This is a genomic window from Marinobacter alexandrii, assembly GCF_005871205.1.
Classification (GTDB): Bacteria; Pseudomonadota; Gammaproteobacteria; order Pseudomonadales; family Oleiphilaceae; genus Marinobacter; species Marinobacter alexandrii.
This window is the reverse complement of the sequence record NZ_SWKM01000013.1, coordinates 406,570-426,866: the sequence shown is the minus strand read 5'-3', so window position 1 is coordinate 426,866 and position 20,297 is coordinate 406,570. Positions and strand designations below refer to the sequence as shown.

The 20,297-nt window shown below is 58.2% G+C and carries 17 protein-coding genes; 14 read left to right on the top strand and 3 right to left on the bottom strand.

Annotated features, from left to right (window positions below):
• The gene (locus FCS96_RS12940) at positions 1 to 852 is read right to left on the bottom strand and encodes an ATP-binding protein (RefSeq protein ID WP_138440791.1); all 852 of its coding nucleotides are present in this window, start codon (positions 850 to 852) and stop codon (positions 1 to 3) included.
• A 258-nt stretch (positions 853 to 1,110) separates the two neighbouring features.
• Here FCS96_RS12940 and FCS96_RS12935 point away from each other — a divergent pair, with 258 nt between their 5' ends.
• The 8 genes from FCS96_RS12935 to pdxJ all read left to right on the top strand — a co-directional run bounded on the left by FCS96_RS12935 (position 1,111) and on the right by pdxJ (position 8,170).
• A complete protein-coding gene (locus FCS96_RS12935) occupies positions 1,111 to 1,818 on the top strand; it encodes a DUF6901 family protein (protein WP_138440790.1) in 708 nt (235 codons plus the stop codon).
• Between the two features lie 239 nt (positions 1,819 to 2,057).
• Positions 2,058 to 3,860 carry a translation elongation factor 4 gene (gene lepA, locus FCS96_RS12930; protein WP_138440789.1) on the top strand — a complete coding sequence of 601 codons (1,803 nt, stop codon included), beginning with the start codon at positions 2,058 to 2,060 and terminating at the stop codon, positions 3,858 to 3,860.
• Between the two features lie 11 nt (positions 3,861 to 3,871).
• Complete coding sequence (lepB, locus tag FCS96_RS12925; RefSeq protein ID WP_138440788.1) at positions 3,872 to 4,684, top strand: signal peptidase I; 813 nt, start codon at positions 3,872 to 3,874, stop codon at positions 4,682 to 4,684.
• A 27-nt stretch (positions 4,685 to 4,711) separates the two neighbouring features.
• Positions 4,712 to 5,101, top strand: a complete 390-nt coding sequence (locus tag FCS96_RS12920; RefSeq protein ID WP_138440787.1) for a DUF4845 domain-containing protein — start codon at positions 4,712 to 4,714, stop codon at positions 5,099 to 5,101.
• Positions 5,098 to 5,787, top strand: a complete 690-nt coding sequence (gene rnc / locus FCS96_RS12915) for a ribonuclease III (protein WP_138440786.1) — start codon at positions 5,098 to 5,100, stop codon at positions 5,785 to 5,787. The genes FCS96_RS12920 and rnc overlap by 4 nt, the downstream gene beginning before the upstream one ends.
• On the top strand, positions 5,787 to 6,704 hold the full coding sequence (gene era, locus FCS96_RS12910; RefSeq protein ID WP_138440785.1) for a GTPase Era: 918 nt from the start codon (positions 5,787 to 5,789) through the stop codon (positions 6,702 to 6,704). The genes rnc and era overlap by 1 nt, the downstream gene beginning before the upstream one ends.
• Positions 6,705 to 6,711: 7 nt before the next feature.
• On the top strand, positions 6,712 to 7,440 hold the full coding sequence (gene recO, locus FCS96_RS12905) for a DNA repair protein RecO (RefSeq protein WP_138440784.1): 729 nt from the start codon (positions 6,712 to 6,714) through the stop codon (positions 7,438 to 7,440).
• Complete coding sequence (pdxJ, locus tag FCS96_RS12900; protein WP_138440783.1) at positions 7,430 to 8,170, top strand: pyridoxine 5'-phosphate synthase; 741 nt, start codon at positions 7,430 to 7,432, stop codon at positions 8,168 to 8,170. The genes recO and pdxJ overlap by 11 nt, the downstream gene beginning before the upstream one ends.
• A 12-nt stretch (positions 8,171 to 8,182) precedes the next feature.
• Here the strand turns inward: pdxJ and FCS96_RS12895 are convergent, their stop codons facing one another.
• Complete coding sequence (locus FCS96_RS12895; RefSeq protein WP_138440978.1) at positions 8,183 to 11,059, bottom strand: ATP-binding protein; 2,877 nt, start codon at positions 11,057 to 11,059, stop codon at positions 8,183 to 8,185.
• A 225-nt stretch (positions 11,060 to 11,284) separates the two neighbouring features.
• On the opposite strand from FCS96_RS12895, the gene cysM reads away from it, so the two are divergent.
• The 5 genes from cysM to FCS96_RS12870 all read left to right on the top strand — a co-directional run bounded on the left by cysM (position 11,285) and on the right by FCS96_RS12870 (position 17,188).
• The gene (gene cysM, locus FCS96_RS12890; protein WP_138440782.1) at positions 11,285 to 12,178 is read left to right on the top strand and encodes a cysteine synthase CysM; all 894 of its coding nucleotides are present in this window, start codon (positions 11,285 to 11,287) and stop codon (positions 12,176 to 12,178) included.
• Positions 12,179 to 12,215: 37 nt separating this feature from the next.
• Positions 12,216 to 13,565, top strand: a complete 1,350-nt coding sequence (gene rlmD / locus FCS96_RS12885) for a 23S rRNA (uracil(1939)-C(5))-methyltransferase RlmD (protein ID WP_138440781.1) — start codon at positions 12,216 to 12,218, stop codon at positions 13,563 to 13,565.
• Between the two features lie 57 nt (positions 13,566 to 13,622).
• A complete protein-coding gene (relA, locus tag FCS96_RS12880; protein ID WP_138440780.1) occupies positions 13,623 to 15,860 on the top strand; it encodes a GTP diphosphokinase in 2,238 nt (745 codons plus the stop codon).
• Positions 15,857 to 16,711, top strand: coding sequence for a nucleoside triphosphate pyrophosphohydrolase (gene mazG, locus FCS96_RS12875; protein ID WP_138440779.1), 855 nt, complete (start codon positions 15,857 to 15,859; stop codon positions 16,709 to 16,711). The genes relA and mazG overlap by 4 nt, the downstream gene beginning before the upstream one ends.
• Before the next feature lie 132 nt (positions 16,712 to 16,843).
• The gene (locus tag FCS96_RS12870) at positions 16,844 to 17,188 is read left to right on the top strand and encodes a pilin assembly protein (RefSeq protein WP_138440778.1); all 345 of its coding nucleotides are present in this window, start codon (positions 16,844 to 16,846) and stop codon (positions 17,186 to 17,188) included.
• 82 nt (positions 17,189 to 17,270) lie between these two features.
• On the opposite strand, the gene FCS96_RS12865 is transcribed toward FCS96_RS12870, so the two are convergent.
• Positions 17,271 to 17,504 carry a hypothetical protein gene (locus FCS96_RS12865; RefSeq protein ID WP_138440777.1) on the bottom strand — a complete coding sequence of 78 codons (234 nt, stop codon included), beginning with the start codon at positions 17,502 to 17,504 and terminating at the stop codon, positions 17,271 to 17,273.
• A 103-nt stretch (positions 17,505 to 17,607) separates the two neighbouring features.
• On the opposite strand from FCS96_RS12865, the gene ppc reads away from it, so the two are divergent.
• Positions 17,608 to 20,253, top strand: coding sequence for a phosphoenolpyruvate carboxylase (gene ppc, locus FCS96_RS12860; protein WP_138440776.1), 2,646 nt, complete (start codon positions 17,608 to 17,610; stop codon positions 20,251 to 20,253).
• Positions 20,254 to 20,297 lie beyond the last annotated feature (44 nt).

The following is a 20,297-nucleotide window of genomic DNA, read 5'->3' as shown; positions in this document are numbered from 1 at the left end:
TTATTCAGTGCCGTTTGGTGGAGGCTGTCTGACCGGAAGCGTGATCCGGAAGCAGGTACCTATTCCTGGTGTGCTTTCCACCTCAATCTGGCCGCCGTGTTTTTCGATAATATTGAACGAGAGCGACAGGCCCAGTCCGGTACCTTTGCCGATGGGCTTGGTGGTGTAAAATGGCTCAAAGATACGGTTGATATTTTCCCGGGAAATCCCGCTGCCGGTATCTTCCACCTCAATCACCACGGAGTCGGTTTCCTGTCGAGTGCGAATGCTGATTGTCCCGAAGTCATCAATCGCATGCGCTGCATTCACCAGCAGGTTCATGACTACCTGGTTGACTTGGGAGATGATGCACTCAATTTCGGGTAGGTCCCCAAACTCCTTCACAATATCAGCTTTGTACTTGAGTTCGTTATTGACAACGTTGAGCGTTGTTTCAATGCCTCGCTGAAGGTCCGCAGGTTTGAATTCATCTTCTTCAATGTGAGAAAAATCCTTCATGGCGGAGATGATGGTTTTTACCCGCTCGATGCCTTCCCGAGATTCAGCCAGCAAATCCTTAAGGTCACTCCGGACAAAGTCATAATCGATGTTTTGCTTGATGGCCTTGAGGTTGTCCAGGGATTCCGCCGAGTCCACAGCGTCGGTCAGCCGGAACAGATCGGTCAGATAATTTTCCAGGCTTTGCAGGTTCGAATAAACGTAACCCACGGGATTGTTGATTTCGTGGGCAACCCCTGCCGCCAACTGTCCGATAGCCGCCAGCTTTTCCGATTGCAGAAGTTGCCTGTTGGCCTGCTCAAGTCGGTCATTCAGCAGTTCCTGATCAGACTTTGCTTCGTTGCTCTGGGGCATGGTGCTTTCCTTGCTCGACAGTAATGCTTTGGTCAACGGCTCGATTGGGGGCTTCTTTAAAGCATCTTTGTATCTGTTTGTTTAGAAATTTGACCTGCGTCAATTATAGAGGCTCTAGTCAGCTGTCAATGTTAATTTTCGTATCTGTAATAAATGGTTACGTTGTGATTGTGCGACCGAACCTTAGCAAGCCTTCGACTTGCTATTGCAAAGCCGTATTGGGATTCTGTCTATGCTGATTTGATGGTCTTTTCATCCATGACTGAGGTTCCGGCGATGTCTGCTGCCAGTGTCGATTACTATTTTTCTTTTAGGGATGGGGCTCGTTGGGAGTATCGGCTCAGCCTGGACAGCGAAGCTGTTGACATGAATTACTCGCCAAAGGCGGTTGAGTGGGCTCGGCTTGAGTACCATCAATGCAGTCATTGCCCGCTTGCCGACACGGGCGTCACATACTGTCCGTATGCCCTGGCATTGATTGAGCCGGCACGGGCCACCAGTCACCGTCCATCCCATGAAGTGATTCAATTGACGGTGGTTACCCCGGCGCGTGAAATTCGGGCCGAAACTACCTTACAGAGGGCCATGGGATCGCTGATGGGGCTGATTGGCCCGTTTTCCGGCTGCCCGGTAACCGCTATCCTGCGGCCGATGGCGCGCCACCATTTGCCACTGAGTACCGCCGACGAAACACTCGTCCGGGCTCTCGGAATGTACCTTGTGGGTCAATATCTCCGGGATCAGCATGGTTGGTCGGCGGATTGGAATATGGACGGTCTTCGGGCGAGTTATGAAGATCTCCGGATATTGAACAGGGGTATGAGTGAGCGTTTGCGGGCAGCCCAGGAGGAAGATGCCGGGGTTAACAGTTTTGTGCTGCTCGATATCCTGGCTGCGGACGTTGGCGACGTCTTGCAGGGTTACGAGGGCAGTCTTGATGATGCTTTCCGTGAATTTCTGCGTTGATATGACTTCCCGCGTCAAGAGGCAAGTGGGAGGCCGCAGAGACCGGGCTGATTCTCGGGCTCGGGGGGAGTCGTTGGATGAAGATGCCCTGATCGGCTTCCTGATTAGCCAGTACGAGAAGCCGCTGATGTCCTGATCATGGCAATGGCGGCCGGTAACCGGTAAAATCACGGCGTTCCCGGATCCCGGCACCGGCCCTTCCGGGCTCAATCCTTCGTCTATACGAGTATTTATTGTCTGTGACTGAACTGAGCCGAATCCGTAACTTCTCCATCATTGCCCACATTGACCATGGTAAATCCACCCTAGCGGATCGTTTTATCCAGATCTGCGGTGGCCTGACTGACCGCGAAATGGCCGAGCAGGTCCTGGATTCCATGGACCTGGAGCGGGAGCGCGGGATTACCATTAAGGCCCAGAGCGTCACGCTCAACTACACGGCGAAGGACGGTCACGAATACAAACTGAACTTCATCGATACCCCCGGGCACGTCGATTTCTCCTACGAGGTCTCCCGCTCCCTGTACGCCTGTGAGGGTGCCTTGCTGGTGGTCGACGCCGGCCAGGGTGTTGAGGCGCAATCGGTGGCCAACTGCTATACCGCCATCGAGCAAGGCTTGGAAGTGGTTCCGGTTCTGAACAAGATGGACTTGCCCCAGGCCGAGCCCGAGCGGGTGGCGGCTGAAATTGAGGACATCATTGGTATCGAGGCGTCGGACGCGGTTCGCTGCAGCGCCAAGAGCGGTATCGGCGTCGAGGACGTGCTGGAAGACCTGATCAAGCGCGTCCCGCCGCCCAAGGGCGACCGGGGCGCGCCATTGCAGGCGCTGATCATCGATTCCTGGTTCGACAACTATCTGGGCGTGGTGTCGCTGGTACGGGTCACCGAGGGCACCATGCGCAAGGGGGACAAGATCGTTATCAAGTCCACCGGCAAATCCTGGAACGCGGATAAGGTGGGCATCTTCAATCCCAAGCCGAAAGACACCGATGTGCTCGAGGCTGGCGATGTTGGCTTCGTGGTGGCAGGGATCAAGGACATCAACGGCGCTCCGGTGGGTGACACCATCGTGCACCAGAAGTTTTCCGAGCAGACTCCGATGCTGCCCGGGTTCAAGAAGGTCAAACCGCAGGTCTACGCCGGTCTGTTCCCGGTCAGCTCCGACGATTACGACGATTTCCGGGATGCCTTGGAAAAACTGACCCTGAACGATGCCTCGCTGTTCTTCGAGCCGGAGAATTCCGATGCACTTGGTTTCGGGTTTCGCTGTGGTTTCCTCGGCATGCTGCACATGGAGATCATTCAGGAGCGGCTTGAGCGGGAATACGACATCGACCTGATCACCACGGCTCCCACGGTAATCTACGAGGTGGTCACCAAGCAGAATGAGACGTTCTCGGTGGACAACCCGTCCAGGCTTCCGGATATTGGCTCCATTGAGGAAATGCGTGAACCGATCGTAGAGGCCAGCATTCTGGTGCCCCAGGAACACCTGGGTAATGTGATCGCCCTGTGCGAAGAGAAGCGTGGTGTGCAGAAGAACATGCACTTCATGTCGACCCAGGTGCAACTGACCTATGAGCTGCCCATGGCGGAAGTGGTGATGGATTTCTTCGATCGCATCAAATCAGCGAGTCGCGGCTTTGCATCCCTGGACTACCATTTCGTCCGCTTCCAGCCGGCCAACCTTGTTCGTCTGGACGTGTTGATCAACAGTGAGCGGGTCGACGCACTGGCGCTGATCGTTCACAAGGAACAGGCGCACTACAAGGGGCGTCAGTTGATCGACAAGATGAAGGAACTGATTCCCAGACAAATGTTCGATATCGCCATCCAGGCTGCCATTGGCACCCAGGTGGTGGCGCGGGTGACCGTGAAGGCCTTGCGGAAGAACGTGACGGCCAAGTGTTACGGCGGCGACGTAAGCCGTAAGAAGAAGCTGCTTCAGAAGCAGAAAGAGGGTAAGAAACGAATGAAGCAGCTGGGTAATGTCGAGGTGCCTCAGGAAGCGTTTCTGGCCGTATTGCAAGTGGATAAATAGAAGGCGCCTGGATGGATATCGATTTTCCCCTGGTTCTGGTGGTTCTGACCTTCGCAACAGGTCTGATCTGGCTGGCGGACAAACTGTTTTTGCGTGAGCGCAGGCTGGAAGCGGCTCGGGCCAATGGCCAGCCAGCGTCCCCTGATGCTCAGGTCGGCAATGTCGACGAGGTTGATGAGCCGAAAGAGCCTTACCTGGTCGACCTTAGCCGGTCGTTCTTCCCGGTTCTGGCAATCGTGTTGGTGCTGCGTTCCTTTCTGATTGAGCCGTTCCAGATTCCGTCAGGCTCAATGTTGCCGACGCTCGAGGTGGGTGACTTTATCCTGGTCAACAAATACGCCTATGGGCTTCGGCTGCCGGTAGCCGGTACCGAGGTGCTGGAGGTTGGGGATCCTCAGCGCGGTGACGTCATGGTGTTCCGTTACCCCAAGGATGGCGCGACCAACTACATCAAGCGAGTCGTCGGCATGCCGGGCGACACTATTCGCTATCGCAACAAGCAGTTGTTCATTAACGGTGAACAGGTTGAGAGTAAGTTTGTCGCTCGTCTTCCGCCAGTGGAGTTGCGCCGCGAAAGTCTCGGTGATGTCGAGCACGATATTTTCCTGACCATGGGTCGGCCCGGCGCCAGTGGTGAGGGCGAATGGGTGGTGCCAGAGGATCACTATTTCGTCATGGGCGACAATCGCGACAACAGCAACGACAGCCGCTACTGGGGCATGGTTCCCGATGAGCTGGTGGTGGGCAAGGCATTTGGCATCTGGATGCACTGGAAATCGCTTACCAGTTTGCCATCCTTTGACCGTGTGGGCGGTATTGAGTAATTCCGACAAATCTGGAGTGCAGTCATAATGAAGAAAAATAGTCTCTCCGCCATGACCCGGCAAACTGGTGCTTCGGCTTTAACAATGATGGTGATGGTGCTGTTCTTCGGTGGCCTGTTAACCCTGGCCATCAAGCTTGGCCCGATCTATCTGGATGACATCACCATCCAGGAGGCGCTGGAAAGCCTCGACGGCACCGATGGCCTGTCCACCATGGGGCCGGCTCAGGTACGCACTCTGATCAACAAGCGCCTGAGCGTTAACAACGTTCGCGGATTTGACGCCAAGAACATCGCCGTTGAGAAAGACGGGGACACGGTTCTGATCATGGTGGATTACGAGGTCCGCAACAATCTGTTCAGTAACGTCGATACTATCGTTCACTTCAAGCATGAATACGAGATGAAGGGCCAGTGACTTCGCAACCGGATCTGGATCAGTTACAACGCCGCATAGGCTATCAGTTTGAGTCGCCAGAGCGGCTGTTGCTGGCGCTTACCCATCGCAGTTTTGGCAACCAGAATAACGAGCGCCTGGAGTTTCTGGGCGATTCCATCGTTAACATGGTGATCGCAGAGTATCTGTTCCTGCACTTCGAAAAGGCCCGGGAAGGGCAATTGAGCCGTTTGCGGGCGCGCATGGTTAAAGGTGTGACCCTGGCCGAGATCGGTCGCGAGTTCGAGTTGGGCAGCTATCTGCGTCTGGGATCCGGGGAGCTCAAGAGTGGCGGGTTCCGGCGGGAGTCAATCCTGGCCGATGCGGTGGAGTCGATCATTGGTGCCATCTATCTCGACAGTGATTTCCACACCTGCCGTGAGAAGGTTTTGCAGTGGTTCGAGCAACGGCTCAAGAACCTGGATCTGCAGGATACCCAGAAGGATCCCAAGACCCGTCTGCAGGAATACCTCCAGTCTCGCCAGTTTCCGTTGCCGCAGTATGACGTTATTTCGGTTGATGGCGAAGCCCACAACCAGACCTTCCATGTAACCTGCGCGCTGCCGTCACTGGATCGAAAGACGACCGGCACCGGCAACAGCCGCCGTGTAGCCGAGCAGCAGGCAGCCCGAAACGCCCTGAAAGAACTGGGCGTGGAGAATCAGTAATGAATGATATTACCCGGCCGGAAAATCCAGACAGTCGCTGCGGATTCGTGGCCATTGTTGGTCGTCCCAATGTGGGTAAATCCACGTTGCTGAACCATATCCTTGGCCAGAAACTGAGCATCACCTCCCGGAAGCCGCAAACCACGCGGCACCAAGTTCTGGGTATCAAGTCCATGGGGCCGGTTCAGGCAATCTATGTGGATACCCCGGGCATGCACGAGGAAGAGCCCCGGGCTCTGAACCGGTACATGAACAAGGCGGCCACTTCGGCGCTGATCGACGTTGATGTCGTGGTGTTCGTGGTCGATCAGCTGTCCTGGACCACCGCGGATGAGCTGGTCCTGGAGAAACTGGCCAAGCTCAAGTGTCCGGTGATCCTGGCGGTCAACAAAGTCGACAAGATCGAGAAGCGGGAAACCCTGTTGCCGCACCTGGACATGCTATCGAAAAAACGGGACTTCGCCGAAATTATTCCTCTGTCTGCGCTCAAGGAAAACAACCTGGAACCGCTGGAGGAGGCCGTCGGCCGTTTTCTGCCGGAAAGCATCCATTTTTACCCGGATGACCAGATTACTGATCGCAGTGAGCGCTTCCTGGCATCGGAGATCGTTCGGGAGAAAATCACCCGGCAATTGGGCGCCGAACTGCCATACTCCGTGGCCGTTGAGATTGAAGAATTCAAGCGCGAAGGCAAGACCCTGCATATTTCCGCACTGATTCTGGTGGAGCGTGAGGGGCAGAAGAAAATCATGATCGGCGACAAGGGTGAGCGCATGCGCCGAATTGGTCAGGAAGCCCGGGCTGATATGGAGCGGTTGTTTGATAGCAAGATCATGCTACGGCTCTGGGTCAAGGTGAAGCGAGGCTGGGCTGACAGTGATCGGGCCCTGAAAAGCCTTGGTATGAACGACCTCTGAGGCACCTATGACGGGGCCGGAGCACCAAGAGCCCGCCTACGTGATTCACCGCCGGCCCTGGCGGGAGACCAGTCTCATGGTGGATGTGTTCACCCTGAATCGCGGGCGCTTGACCGTCATTGCCCGGGGCGCCAACAGTGCCAAGAGTCCGCTGAAGGCCCAACTGCAGCCCTTCCAGCCTCTGATGCTGGACTGGGCGGGGCGCGGCGACCTGAAAACCCTGACCCATGTCGATACCCGCATCGGACCCTCGCTGCACCGTACGGCGTCGTTGTACAGCGGTCTCTACCTGAACGAACTCCTGCAGCGCATCCTACCGGCGGCCGACCCGCATCCCACCCTGTTCGCGGCCTACATCAATGCCATTGCCGAGCTGGCCGACACCACCGATATCGAACCGGTGCTGCGGCGCTTTGAGCGCGCCTTTGCCGCGGAGCTCGGCTTTGATTTTTCCTGGGATTTGGCCACCGATACCGGGCAATCCGTCGAGCCGGGTCAGCAGTATTGTTATGATCCAGAGCAGGGAATTGTGGCGCAGCCGGGCCCGGGTACCCGGGTTCAGAAGCTTCCCGGTGAGGTCTTGCAGGCACTCGCGATGGGCGACTTGAAAGCCGAGCCCTGCCGGCGCGTGGCCAAGCGTGTCATGCGAGCTTTAACCGATTACCTGTTGCAGGGGCGTCCGCTCCACAGTCGCAGTTTATTCAGTCACCTTCGGAGAGAACGGCATGAATCCTAGAGTGTTACTCGGCGTTAATATTGACCACGTTGCAACCCTGCGCCAGGCCCGGGGGACCCGTTATCCGGATCCGGTTCAGGCTGCCCTGATGGCGGAAGAGGCGGGGGCGGATGGTATTACCATTCATCCACGCGAGGACCGTCGTCATATCCAGGACCGAGATGTCCTGCTGCTGCGGGAAACGCTACAGACCAAGATGAACCTTGAGATGGCCGTGACTGACGCCATGCTGGCTTTTGCCGAGCAGGTCCGGCCGGAGTGCGTGTGCCTGGTGCCGGAGAAGCGCGAAGAGCTGACCACCGAAGGCGGTCTGGACGTTGAGGGTCAGGAGGCGAGAGTTGCCAAGGCCTGTGATCGTCTGGCCCAGTTGGGCTCGGAAGTGTCGCTGTTTATCGATCCGGCGACTGCCCAGATTGACGCTGCAGTGCGCTGTGGGGCACCGGTCATCGAGCTTCACACCGGTGAATACGCCGAGGCCAAGACTCCCGAGGAGGCCGAGGCTGCGTTCCAGACCATCGCCTCCGCGGTGGCCTATGCCCGGAAGAAAGGCCTAGTCGTCAATGCGGGTCACGGCCTGCATTACCATAATACCGAGCGGGTCGCTGCCATTCCCGGTATTAACGAGCTCAATATCGGTCATGCGATCATTGCCCGTGCCGTGTTCACTGGGCTCAAGGATGCGGTACGGGACATGAAAGCGATTCTTGATCAGGCCCGCGGCCGGGCCTAAGCCCTGAGTACCTCAGCTGGTTTCGGTCGGCTGAGGCTGGGTCCGGAACAGCCGTTGCCAATCGGTCTGTTCGCTCCAGTTCTGAAGTCGCTCCATTGCCGCCACCAATTGTTCCTTGTGGTGTTCGATATCCGGAGCGGCGCATTTCAGCCCTGTCTCTAGCCGGTTCGCGGCAGCCCGAAGTTCCGGCACACCACAGTAGCGAGTGGCGCCGTGCAGCTTGTGAACACATTCCAGCAGCCCGTCCAGATCGCCCTGGTGCCAGAACTCGACCACTTGGTCCTGATCATTTCGCACTTGCTCCAGCAGCATGCTGAACAATTCTTCCGCCAGGTCGGTCTTGCCTGCGGCCAACTGAATGCTCTCACGGATACTGACGCAGTCCTGCTCCATCTTGCGCGTTGACGGCCGCATAGTTCGCCGGGTGTCCCGTACCTCCGGAATCCGGATCGGTTCGCTTTCGCCAACAGAGACGCTCTCATACCCGGTGTATTCACGGATAATGCTGGTGAGCTGGCTGTTGCTGATGGGCTTGGGCATATAGCCGTCAAAGCCCTGCTGTAATAGTCGGTCCTGTTCGTCTGCGAGCGCGTGAGCGGTCAGCGCGATGATCGCCGTGCGGTGCGGGGCCTGGTCCAGATCCCGCAGGCGCGCAGTTGTTTCCACCCCGTCCATGCCCGGCATTTGCAGATCCATGAACACCAGGTCGAACGGTTTTTTGCGCGCCTTACTTAGCGCCTCAAAGCCGCTGGAGGCTCCTTCGGCGTCGGTATGGCAGTCCTTCAGCAGTGTCATCACCAGCTTCAGGTTGGCGTCGTTGTCATCCACCGCCAGCACCCGGGGTATGTTGGTGGCGGCCAGGCCGGCAGTACTTTGATCGTAATCCAACGCCAGGCTGCCACTGGAGCGGATTCCGTGCACCAGCAGCAGCAGTTCGTCATAGAACGTCCCCCGGCAAATCGGCTTGGTCAAGTGGCTGCTGGCTAGCCCGGACAAGGGTGTGTCGTGAGTTTCCAGGGTAGGCGTGAGCAGCAGGGTGCGACAATCCCGTTCGATTTCCAGGGTCCGGAGCAGAGCGCAGTACTGGCTGGAATTGAGTAGGTGCCGGGTGATGCCGATAATTGCCAGGGCATAGCCGGCCTGGTTTTTCTGGGCTTCCTCGATCTTTTCCTGCAGTGCGCCAGGTGAGGCGACCCGGTCGACTGTTATGCCCCAGTCCCGCAGCAGGTGATCCACCGCCAGTCCAGTGGTGGTTTGTTGCTCCAGGTAGATGACCCGCTCACCCCGGAGACCGTCACGGGGCGTCACGGATTCGGCACTGGTGGACAGTTCCGATGTGAGCGTGAACCAGAATGTGGAGCCTTTGCCGAGCTCACTGTTCAGTCCAATCTTGCCTCCCATCTCCTCCACCAGCCGTTTGGAGATGGCCAGGCCCAGGCCAGTGCCACCGTATTGGCGGGCAGTGGATGCGTCCGCTTGACTGAAGGCATTGAATAGCGATTGTTGCTGGGCCCGGGACAGGCCGACACCGGAGTCAGAAATGCTTAGGCGTATGGTCACCCGATTGCTGTCGTCTGGGTCTTCCTCAAGGCTGGCGCGCAGCACCACTTCGCCGGTCTGGGTGAACTTGATGGCATTGTTGACCAGGTTTGTGATCACCTGTTTGACCCGCAAAGGGTCGCCCAAGATGTTGTCCGGTACGTCCGTGTAAACCAGCGGCACCAGATCCAGATTCTTGGCGTGCGCCGCCGGTGCCAGCATCGCCATGACCTCTTCGACAATATCACGCAGCTGGAACGGGACCCGGTCCAGGATCAGCTTGCCGGCTTCGATCTTCGAAAAGTCCAGGATGTCGTTGATGATGGTGAGCAGGATTTCGGAGGATTTGCGGATGGTGCTGAGGTGGTCCCTTTGCTGACGGGGCAGGGGGCTCTTCAACAGCAGCTCGGTGAAGCCGATGATGCCGTTCAGTGGTGTGCGGATTTCGTGGGACATGTTGGCCAGGAATTCCGACTTGATGCGACTGGCTTCCAGTGCCTCCTTACGGGCGAAATCCAGTTCGATGTTCTGGATCTCGATGGTGTCCAGAGTTTCCCTGAGATCCTCGGTGGCTTGGTCGATGTTCTGCTGCATTTCCGCCTGGGCCTTGCTCAGCTCTTCGGCCATGGCATTGAGGCCCGATTCAAGCTGTTCGAATTCCGGGCCAGCCTGGGTGAACACCCGGGTGTCGAGTTTGCCTTCCTTGAGTTTGGCGACTGCCTCGTTTAGTTCAAACACCGGATCGGTGAAGGCACGGCTTAGCCGCAAGGCAATGGCCAGGCTGAGTACCACGCCGGCGAGGACCAGCAACAGCGAGATCAGCAGTGCCTTGTAGGTTTCCTTCTCGGTGCGAACGTGGGACATTTCAACCGCAACCCAGCCTAGTGCCGGACGTGGTTGCGCCCTCGGATTCCGTGCGTCCGGGTCGAGCGTGGTCCCGATCATCAGCTCCTGTAGCGACACGGGGGTCACAAAACGGGTGCTGTTTTCCCGGAGAATCCGGGTCGCGCTGTTGGGCACCAGGTTTTCGCTGGTGAAGGCTTCGGAGCGGCCGGGCCCGGTGTGCAACAGTCGGGCGCCGTCGCTGTCGAAGAAGGTAATGGAGCGGACGTCCTGCTCTTCCAGCAGAGCATTAGAAAGGTTGCTGAGCAGGCTGCGATTAGCGGTAAACAGTCCGTATTCGGAGGCTGCCGCCAATTGCCGGGACAGGGATTCGCCCCGATCACGCAGCAGACTTTCAATGTTGTTCACCCAGCTATAGGTGAAGAACATGCCCAGCATGAATGTGGTGAGCAGGGTGGGGATGAGAGTCACCACCAATACTTTTTTGCGAATGCCCCAGCGCCGCATACCCGGTTCCTGATTTATTGCCTGGGCCCCGACGTGTAATTCCGGGGTCACGTCCTTGTCAGAATAGATGATCCGTAGGCGAATGACTGAGGTATCAGTCCCAGCGCCCCAGTAAAGTCGATTCGGTTATAGCTACCGGTCATGGATATAGCGAGAAGCTGTATTGGGAGACAGGGGCCATAACGCGTATCATGCGATCGCAAAAGTGTACCACAGGGTAATGATATGAATTTCCCCACAATTGAAGATTATGTCGGGCACACCCCATTGGTTCGCCTGCAGCGACTTCCGGGCGAGACCTCCAACGTCATCCTGGCAAAACTCGAAGGTAACAACCCTGCAGGTTCGGTCAAGGACCGTCCGGCCATCAGCATGATCCAGGAGGCCGAGCGGCGCGGCGAGATCCGACCCGGGGACACGTTGATCGAGGCCACCAGCGGAAATACCGGCATTGCCCTGGCCATGGCGGCGGCGATCAAGGGGTATCGCATGGTGCTGATCATGCCCGCCAACATGAGCGAAGAGCGGCGGGCATCGATGCGGGCCTATGGCGCCGAGATCGTTACCGTTAGCCGGGAAGAAGGCATGGAAACGGCCCGCGACCTTGCGTTGCAAATGGAATCCGAGGGCAAGGGTAAGGTGCTGGATCAGTTCAGCAACCTGGACAACCCGCTGGCTCACTATCGCACCACCGGGCCTGAAATCTGGGCGCAGACCGAAGGTCGGGTTACCCACTTTGTCAGCTCTATGGGGACCACGGGCACCATCATGGGCGTTTCCCGTTACCTGAAAGAGCGTAATCCCGACATCCGGATTATCGGGTTGCAGCCGAAGGAAGGGGCCTCCATCCCCGGTATCCGGCGCTGGCCGGAGGCGTACCTGCCGAAGATCTATGACGCCGCCCGGGTGGACCAGGTGCTCGATATCGGCCAGGAAGAGGCGGAAAACACCATGCGCGCCCTGGCATCGCAGGAAGGTATCTTCTGTGGCGTATCCTCCGGCGGATCCATTGCAGCCGCCCTGAGACTGTCTGAGCAGGTTGAAAACGCCGTCATCGTGGCCATCATTTGTGACCGTGGCGACCGATACCTCTCCACCGGCGTCTTTCCCGGCGCCTGACCAGTTCCAAAAGGACCTATCATCAAGAGTAGTCAGTATGAGTAGACGACGCCGTAAGGCTCTACCTAAAGAGCCGGTGCGCTGTGACATTGAAAAACTGAGTCATGACGGCCGGGGCATTGCCCGTCAGGACGGCAAGACCCAATTCGTAGATGGTGCCCTGCCGGGCGAAACCGTCATGGCGAAGATGATCAGCACCCGCAGCAAATTCGACGAGCTGCGGAGCCTGGAGGTGCTGGAAAGCGTACCGGAGCGCCAGACACCGCCGTGCGAATTTGCCGACCTGTGCGGCGGCTGCAGCCTTCAGCACATGAGCGCTGATGCCCAGATCCGGTTCAAGGAAGATACCCTGCGCGAACACTTCGCCCATTTTGGGGGCATTGAGCCGGAAGAGTGGGTGGCGCCGATGCGTTCGGAAAGCAGCCTGGGTTATCGCCGCAAGGCCCGCCTGGGCGTGCGCTATGTGCCGGCGCGGGAATCGGTACTGGTTGGCTTTCGCGAAAAACGCAACAGCTTCCTGACCGACATCGACCGGTGTGCAGTGCTGGATCCGCGCATCGGTGAGCGCATTTTGCCCCTGCGCGAACTGCTCCACGGCCTCGATGCCTACAATCGCATTCCCCAGGTCGAGGTGGCCTGCGGCGATGACGAGGCCGTGATGGTGTTCCGCAACATGGATGATCTGAGCGACGGTGATCGGGCTAGCCTGATCGGGTTCGGTCAGGCCCATGATTTGCATATTTATCTGCAGCCCAAGGGGCCGGACACGGTCCACCGGATCTGGCCGGAGTCGGCCGGGCGCAATGATGAACGACTTAGCTACCGTCTGGATGAGTTCGAGCTGACCATGAAGTTCCACCCGATGGATTTCACCCAGGTCAATGCGGGCATCAACCGTACCATGGTGCACCGGGCCGTTGACTGGCTCGACGTACAGCCGAGCGAGCGGGTACTCGACCTGTTCTGTGGCCTGGGCAACTTCACTCTGCCGCTGGCGAGCAAGGGTGGCCAGGTGGTCGGCGTGGAAGGTGACGATGCCATGGTGGTCCGTGGCCGCGAAAACGCGGAACTGAACGGGCTCGACAATGTGACCTTCCACGGTGCCGATCTGCACGGTGATTTTACCGGCCAGAGCTGGGCCAAAGAGGGCTTTGACAAGATCCTGATTGACCCGCCACGCTCGGGCGCGGAGGAAATCTGCAAGTACCTGACCGCGTTCGGGGCCAATAAAATCGTCTATGTTTCTTGTAACCCTGCGACACTGGCACGGGATGCGGGTGTCATGGTGCGCAATGGTTATCGGCTGGTGCGTGCTGGCGTGATGGACATGTTTCCTCATACCACTCATGTCGAATCCATCGCCCTGTTTGAGCGGGATTCCGGCTAAAGGATTGGCGTCGCCACCCGGGTGGCGGCAGGAACGACCGGGAATAGTAAGACCGATATGGTAAAAGTTCGCGAAGATTATGCCGTTACTGGCGATGGTGAGGTGGACATTGAGCGTTGTGTCCAGCACATCGCTGCCCAGACCCAATTGGATGATGTCGACCAGTTTCGCCGTGCCTGCGAGAAAGCTGCGGAAATCGATCTGGAGGCGTTCCGGGAGGACCGCCTCTGGGCGCCGGGCTCCAGCAGCTTTCGTATTGGTATCGAAATGGCCCAGGTGCTGGCGGAGCTGCACCTGGATCAGGCCAGCCTGGTGGCGGCAGTACTGTATCGGGCCGTTCGGGAGGAACGGGTAGCCCTGGAAGACATCCGCAAGGAATTCGGCGACGAGATTGCCGGTCTGATCAACGGCGTTCAGCAGATGGCGGCGATCTCCTCGATCCATCATCCGCTCAAGGGTAATGTTCTGGGCCAAAGTGAGGGGCAGCTGGACAACGTCCGGAAAATGTTGGTCACCATGATTGACGATGTCCGGGTTGCGCTGATTAAACTGGCGGAGCGGACCTGTGCCATCCGGGCGGTCAAGAACGTCTCGGAAGAAAAGCGCATGCGGGTCGCGCGTGAGGTGTTTGATATCTACGCCCCGCTGGCCCACCGACTCGGCATCGGTCACATCAAGTGGGAGCTGGAAGACCTGTCGTTTCGCTACCTGCACGAGACGGCCTACAAGAAGATCGCCAAGCTGTTAGACGAAAAGCGCCTCGACCGGGACGGCTACATCAAGCGTGTTATCAAAACCCTGCAAGCGGAACTGGAAGCTTCGGGTATCAAGGCCGACCTGTCCGGTCGCGCCAAGCACATCTACAGTATCTGGCGGAAGATGCGGCGCAAGGGCATCGACTTCTCTCAGGTCTACGACGTCCGTGCGGTTCGCATCCTGGTACCGGAAGTCCGGGATTGCTACGGTGCCCTAGGCATTGTGCACGGTATCTGGCGGCACATTCCGAACGAATTCGACGACTACATCGCCAACCCCAAGGAAAATGGCTACCAGTCACTGCATACCGCCGTGATCGGGCCGGAAGGCAAGGTGATGGAAGTACAGATCCGTACTCACAAGATGCACGAGGAGGCGGAGCTGGGTGTCTGTGCCCACTGGCTGTACAAAGGCACGGACAAAAGTAATAAATCGACCGGTTACGACGCCAAGATCAACTGGCTCCGGCAGGTGCTGGAATGGCAGGAGGATCTGGGCGATCTGTCCGGGCTGGCCGACCACCTGAAGTCCGACGTGGCCTCGGACCGGGTCTATGTCTTTACCCCGGAAGGTCATGTGGTTGATCTACCTCAGGGCGCAACACCGGTAGACTTTGCCTACCGCGTGCACACGGAAATCGGCCACGCGTGTCGCGGCGCCCGGGTTAACAACCGAATCGTGCCGCTGACCTATCCGTTGAAAACCGGCGACCAGATTTTCATCCTGACCTCGAACAACGCGGCCCCGAGCCGAGACTGGCTGAACCCGAGCCTGGGCTATGTGCAGACCTCCCGCGCCCGGGCCAAGGTGACGCACTGGTTCAAGGAGCAGGATCGTGGCCGCAACATCGTCGATGGCCGTGCCATCCTGGAAGATGAGTTCAAGCGGCTGTCGCTCTATGACGTGAACCTGAACGAACTCGCTGAAAAAGTGAACTATCACGGCTCAGAGGACATGTTTGCCGCCATCGGTGCCGGCGATCTGCGGCCCACCCACGTGGCCAATGTGGCGCAGCAAATGCTTGAGCCAAAATCCGAGCAGCTGCATCTGAAACTCAGCAGCCAGCGTCAGGCCCCGTACGATACTGCCTCGGATATCCAGATCCAGGGTGTTGGCAAGCTCAAGACCCAGGTTGCCAAGTGCTGCAAACCGCTGCCCGGTGATCCTATCGGCGGCTATATCACGGTGGGGCGTGGGGTCACCGTGCACCGGCAGGATTGCCTGACGTTCCTGAACCTGCGCGAGTTTGAGCCCAACCGGATCATTGAAGTGAATTGGGGTGGCCAACCTGCAGCCGTCTACCCGGTGGATGTGGAAATCCAGGCTTACGATCGCTCCGGCCTGCTGCGGGACATCACCCAGGTGCTGTCTACCTCCAAGAGCGATGTGCTGGCACTGAACACCCTGACCAACAAAGATGAGAACACCGCCACCATGACGGTGACGCTGGAGATATCCAGTCTTGAGCAGTTGGCTCGGTTGCTGGCGCAGATTCGTAATCTGCCCAACATCATTGACGTAAGGCGCAAGCGCGGATGAGTTACACCATAGACGACCTGAAAACCCTGATGGCGCGGCTGCGGGACCCGGAGATCGGCTGCCCGTGGGATACCCGGCAGAGCTATAAGACCATCGTGCCGCACACCCTTGAGGAGGCCTACGAAGTGGCCGATGCCATTGAGCGGGAGGACTATCCCCATCTCAAGGACGAACTGGGCGATCTGCTGTTTCAGGTGATCTTCTATGCCCAGATGGGCAAGGAAGATGGCCATTTTGACTTCGACACCATCGTTGACAATCTGGTGCGTAAACTGGTTCGTCGCCATCCCCATGTCTTTCCTGCGGGCACCCTGGACAGCAAAATCGATCCGGATAACCGGCCCGACGAAGCCTGGATCAAGGAGAGCTGGGAGCGGATCAAGGCCGAGGAGCGGGCGATGGTGCCGCCTTCCGATGAGCCGGTGAGTCGCCTCGATGGCATCGCCCGCACCCTGCCGGCCATGGCCCGGGCGGAAAAACTGCAGAAGCGTGCCTCCAGGCACGGCTTTGACTGGCCAGAGATTGAACCGGTGTTCGATAAACTGCACGAGGAGCTCGACGAGCTGAAAGAAGCCTGGCATGCCGCCCAGACCGGGGTCGGTGACCACGATGCGGTGGAAGACGAGCTGGGCGATCTGCTGTTTGTCTGTGTCAATCTGGCACGCTTCATGAAAGTGAATCCTGAGCAGGCGCTGAAACGTACCAACCATAAGTTCGATAGCCGGTTCCGGGCCATTGAACAGGTTCTCACCCGCGAGGGTCGTGATATGGACGAGGAAAGCCTGGATGCGCTGGAAGCCGTCTACCAGACGGTGAAGGGGGTAGAGAAGGGCGGTTCCGGGCACTGTTGATGGGCTTCGGTAAGTACAATCCGTTACCAATTAGCAGGTTCCCGGGGCGCTGGCTTCGTCTACACTTCGAGGTGTGGTTGCACTGATGTTGTGCGCCGTGCGCCATCAATAAGATGCAGGAGTGAAGGCACCATGAAAATTAAGGATCTGGTCAACTACTGGGACAAGCATGCTCGCGGTCGTCTGACTCGCGATGCCTACTTTATGGCGTTGTCTGACCAGCATCATAAGCGTCTGGAGAAACTGTCCGCGCTCTATCCCATGAAGTCGCCGCAGGATCTGATGCGAGATCTGATTTCGGCCGCGCTCGATGAGATGGAAACCAGCTTCCCGTACGTTGAGGGCACCAAGGTGGTGGCCTATGACGAGGACGGTTTTGAGATCTATGAGGATCAGGGGCTAACCCCGAAGTTTGTGAGTCTGAGCCAGAAGCACATTCAGCGCCTCAAGGCCCGTCAGTTGGAATCGGTCGCCTAACGACCTGTATTCGATCGGGCCCGGTCGATCTTCTTTGCACGGAGTGGCGTCTGCCACTCCGTTTCAGCACCCCTCGTATTCCTTACTTGTCTTTGTTCTCAAGCCGATCCTTCAGGGGCGTTTTCCGAACCAGGTCGTCCAGCGCGGCACCGACCATGTCATTAAGAATGTCGGTTTCGGTCCGGTCCGGATACAGTTCCGCCAGTGCCGCAATCCTTGCCGCATCCTCCAGGGGCAGTCTCAGATTGTAGTCGTGGGTCCGGTCCACGGGCGCTTTCTGGTTCTCCCAGTGCTTGGGCAAATCGGTAACTTTCATCAGTACTCCTTACGGCTATAGGCTCCAATCGCCAATAGACTTTTTCGACTATTCCTTAGTATCGTAAGTTTACTTTGCCTCCGTCAATTAAAAGGACGTCAATGTGACTGAGCTTCACCCCGATCTTCGAGAAAATGTACGTATGCTAGGCGAGCTGTTGGGTCAGAGTATCCGGCGCCACCCCGGCCAGGACTGTTACGAACTGATCGAAGAAATCCGTGCTGCGGCCAAGGCCGATCGGCGTCAGGAAAGTGGTTCCGGGCAGCGCCTGGTCAATCTGCTGGGAAAACTGAGCGACGATGAGCTGCTGCCGGTGACTAGGGCCTTCAATCAGTTTCTCAACCTTGCCAATCTGGCTGAGCAATACCACGGCATTCGCCGCAAAAAGGGGCACCAGTCTGACCTGATGGTGGAATCCCTGGGTCAGGTGTTTGACCGCCTGAAAGCCGGTGGCGTTTCGGCAGATGAGCTGCATGAGCGGGTTTCCAACCTGCGTATCGAATTTGTACTTACTGCCCACCCGACCGAAGTGGCGCGACGCACCCTGATCATGAAGTACGACGAGATGTCAGAGTGCCTGGCCCGGCTCGATCACGATGATCTGATGCCAGCGGAGCGTGAGGAAGTGATTGCTCGGCTGACCCGGTTGATCACCGAAGCCTGGCATACCGATGAGATACGGCACGAACGGCCGACCGCGGTGGACGAAGCCAAGTGGGGCTTTGCGGTCATCGAAAACAGCTTGTGGCAGGCATTGCCCCAATTCTTGAGCAGTCTCGATGCGTCCCTCACCGAAGCAACCGGGCGCGGGTTACCCCTGGAGGCATCGCCGATTCGCATTGCCTCCTGGATGGGGGGCGACCGGGACGGCAATCCCAATGTAACTCACCAGGTCACTCGCAAGGTGTTCCTGCTTGGCCGCTGGATGGCAGCAGACCTGTATCTGCGTGACATTCAGGCGCTGCGGGCAGAGTTGTCCATGTGGCAGGCAAGTGACGAACTTCGGGAACGGGTGGGTGATGCCCGTGAACCCTATCGCCAGGTGCTGGCGGAACTGCGCGAGCGATTGGTGAAGACCCGGGATTGGGCGGAGGCTGGGGTAAACGGTACCGCGGCCGATGCCACGGGCATCCTGTTCGAGAATGAGGATTTCACCGCGCCCCTGGAGCTTTGCTATCGGTCGTTGGTTGAATGCGGGCTGGAGAGTATCGCCAACGGTCCGCTCCTGGACACCATCCGTCGCGCCCACACCTTCGGGCTGCCGCTGATTCGTCTGGATATTCGCCAGGAAGCTTCGCGTCATGCTGAGGCGGTGGCAGAAATGGTGGACTACTTGGGGCTTGGGGATTACCTGTCGTGGTCGGAATCGGAGCGCCAGGAGTTTCTGGTCAAGGAGCTTCGCGGGCGGCGGCCCCTGGTGCCGCGCAACTGGGAACCCTCGGAGTCGGTGCGGGAAGTTCTGGCCACTTGCGAGGTGGTGGCCCAGCAGACGCCGCAGGCATTGGGTTCCTATGTCATCTCCATGGCTTCAAAGCCGTCGGATGTGCTCAGCGTGATTCTGCTGCTGCGGGAATCCGGCATGAAATTCCCGATGAGGGTGGTGCCACTGTTTGAAACCCTGGATGACCTCAAGGGCGCGCCGGACAGCATGGCGGCACTGTATGAGGTCGACTGGTACCGGGACTACTGCCAGGGTCGTCAGGAAGTGATGATCGGCTATTCGGATTCGTCGAAGGATGCCGGTCAGCTGATGGCAGCGTGGGCGCAGTATCAGGCCCAGGAACAATTGACCCGAATTGCCAACCAGTATGACGTGCACCTGACCCTGTTCCACGGCCGGGGTGGCACCGTGGGTCGCGGTGGCGGGCCAGCCAACCGGGCGATCCTGTCGCAGCCACCGGGCTCGGTTAACGGTAGTTTCCGGATTACCGAGCAGGGCGAGATGATCCGATTCAAGTTTGGCCTGCCGGATTTGGCGGTGCAGAGCCTGACGCTCTATACCACGGCGGTGATCGAGGCCACCCTGGCGCCGCCGCCCGAGCCCGAACCGGAATGGCGTGCCACCATGGACTGGCTGACCGATCGCTCGCTGAAGTCCTACCGGGACGTGGTGCGGGAAAACCCGGATTTTGTCCCATACTTCCGGCAGGTTACTCCTGAGCAGGCCTTGGGTAAGCTGGCTCTTGGTAGCCGGCCGGCACGCCGCAAGGCCAGCGGCGGTGTCGAGAGTCTGCGCGCGATTCCCTGGATTTTTGCCTGGACGCAGATGCGGCTGATGCTGCCAAGCTGGCTGGGTAGCGATGTGGCGTTGGAAGCAGCGGCCCGGGACAACCGGTTGCCGCAGCTCCGTGAAATGATGAAAGGGTGGCCGTTCTTCCGGACCTACGTCGACATGCTGGAGATGGTGCTGGCCAAATCCGACCTGCGTATAGCCAGTTACTACGAGCAGACTCTGTTGGACGATGACAAGTTACAAGCGCTCGGAACCGATCTCAGGGAGCGGCTGCAACGGTGCATCCAGCGGCTGCTGGAGCTCAAGGAGCAGTCGGCCTTGCTTGAGGGCGAGCCGGTGTTCGCGCACTCCATGCGCGTGCGCAATCCCTACACCGATCCGCTGCACTATCTCCAGGCCGAACTGCTGCGCCGTAATCGTGAAAGTGGAGGCAAGGGTGATGTTCAGGATTTGGTTGAGCGGGCGTTGAAGGTGACCATGGCAGGCATTGCAGCGGGCATGCGCAACACCGGTTAAACCGGACACAATAAAAACGGTGGCCAGATAGCCACTGATCAAGG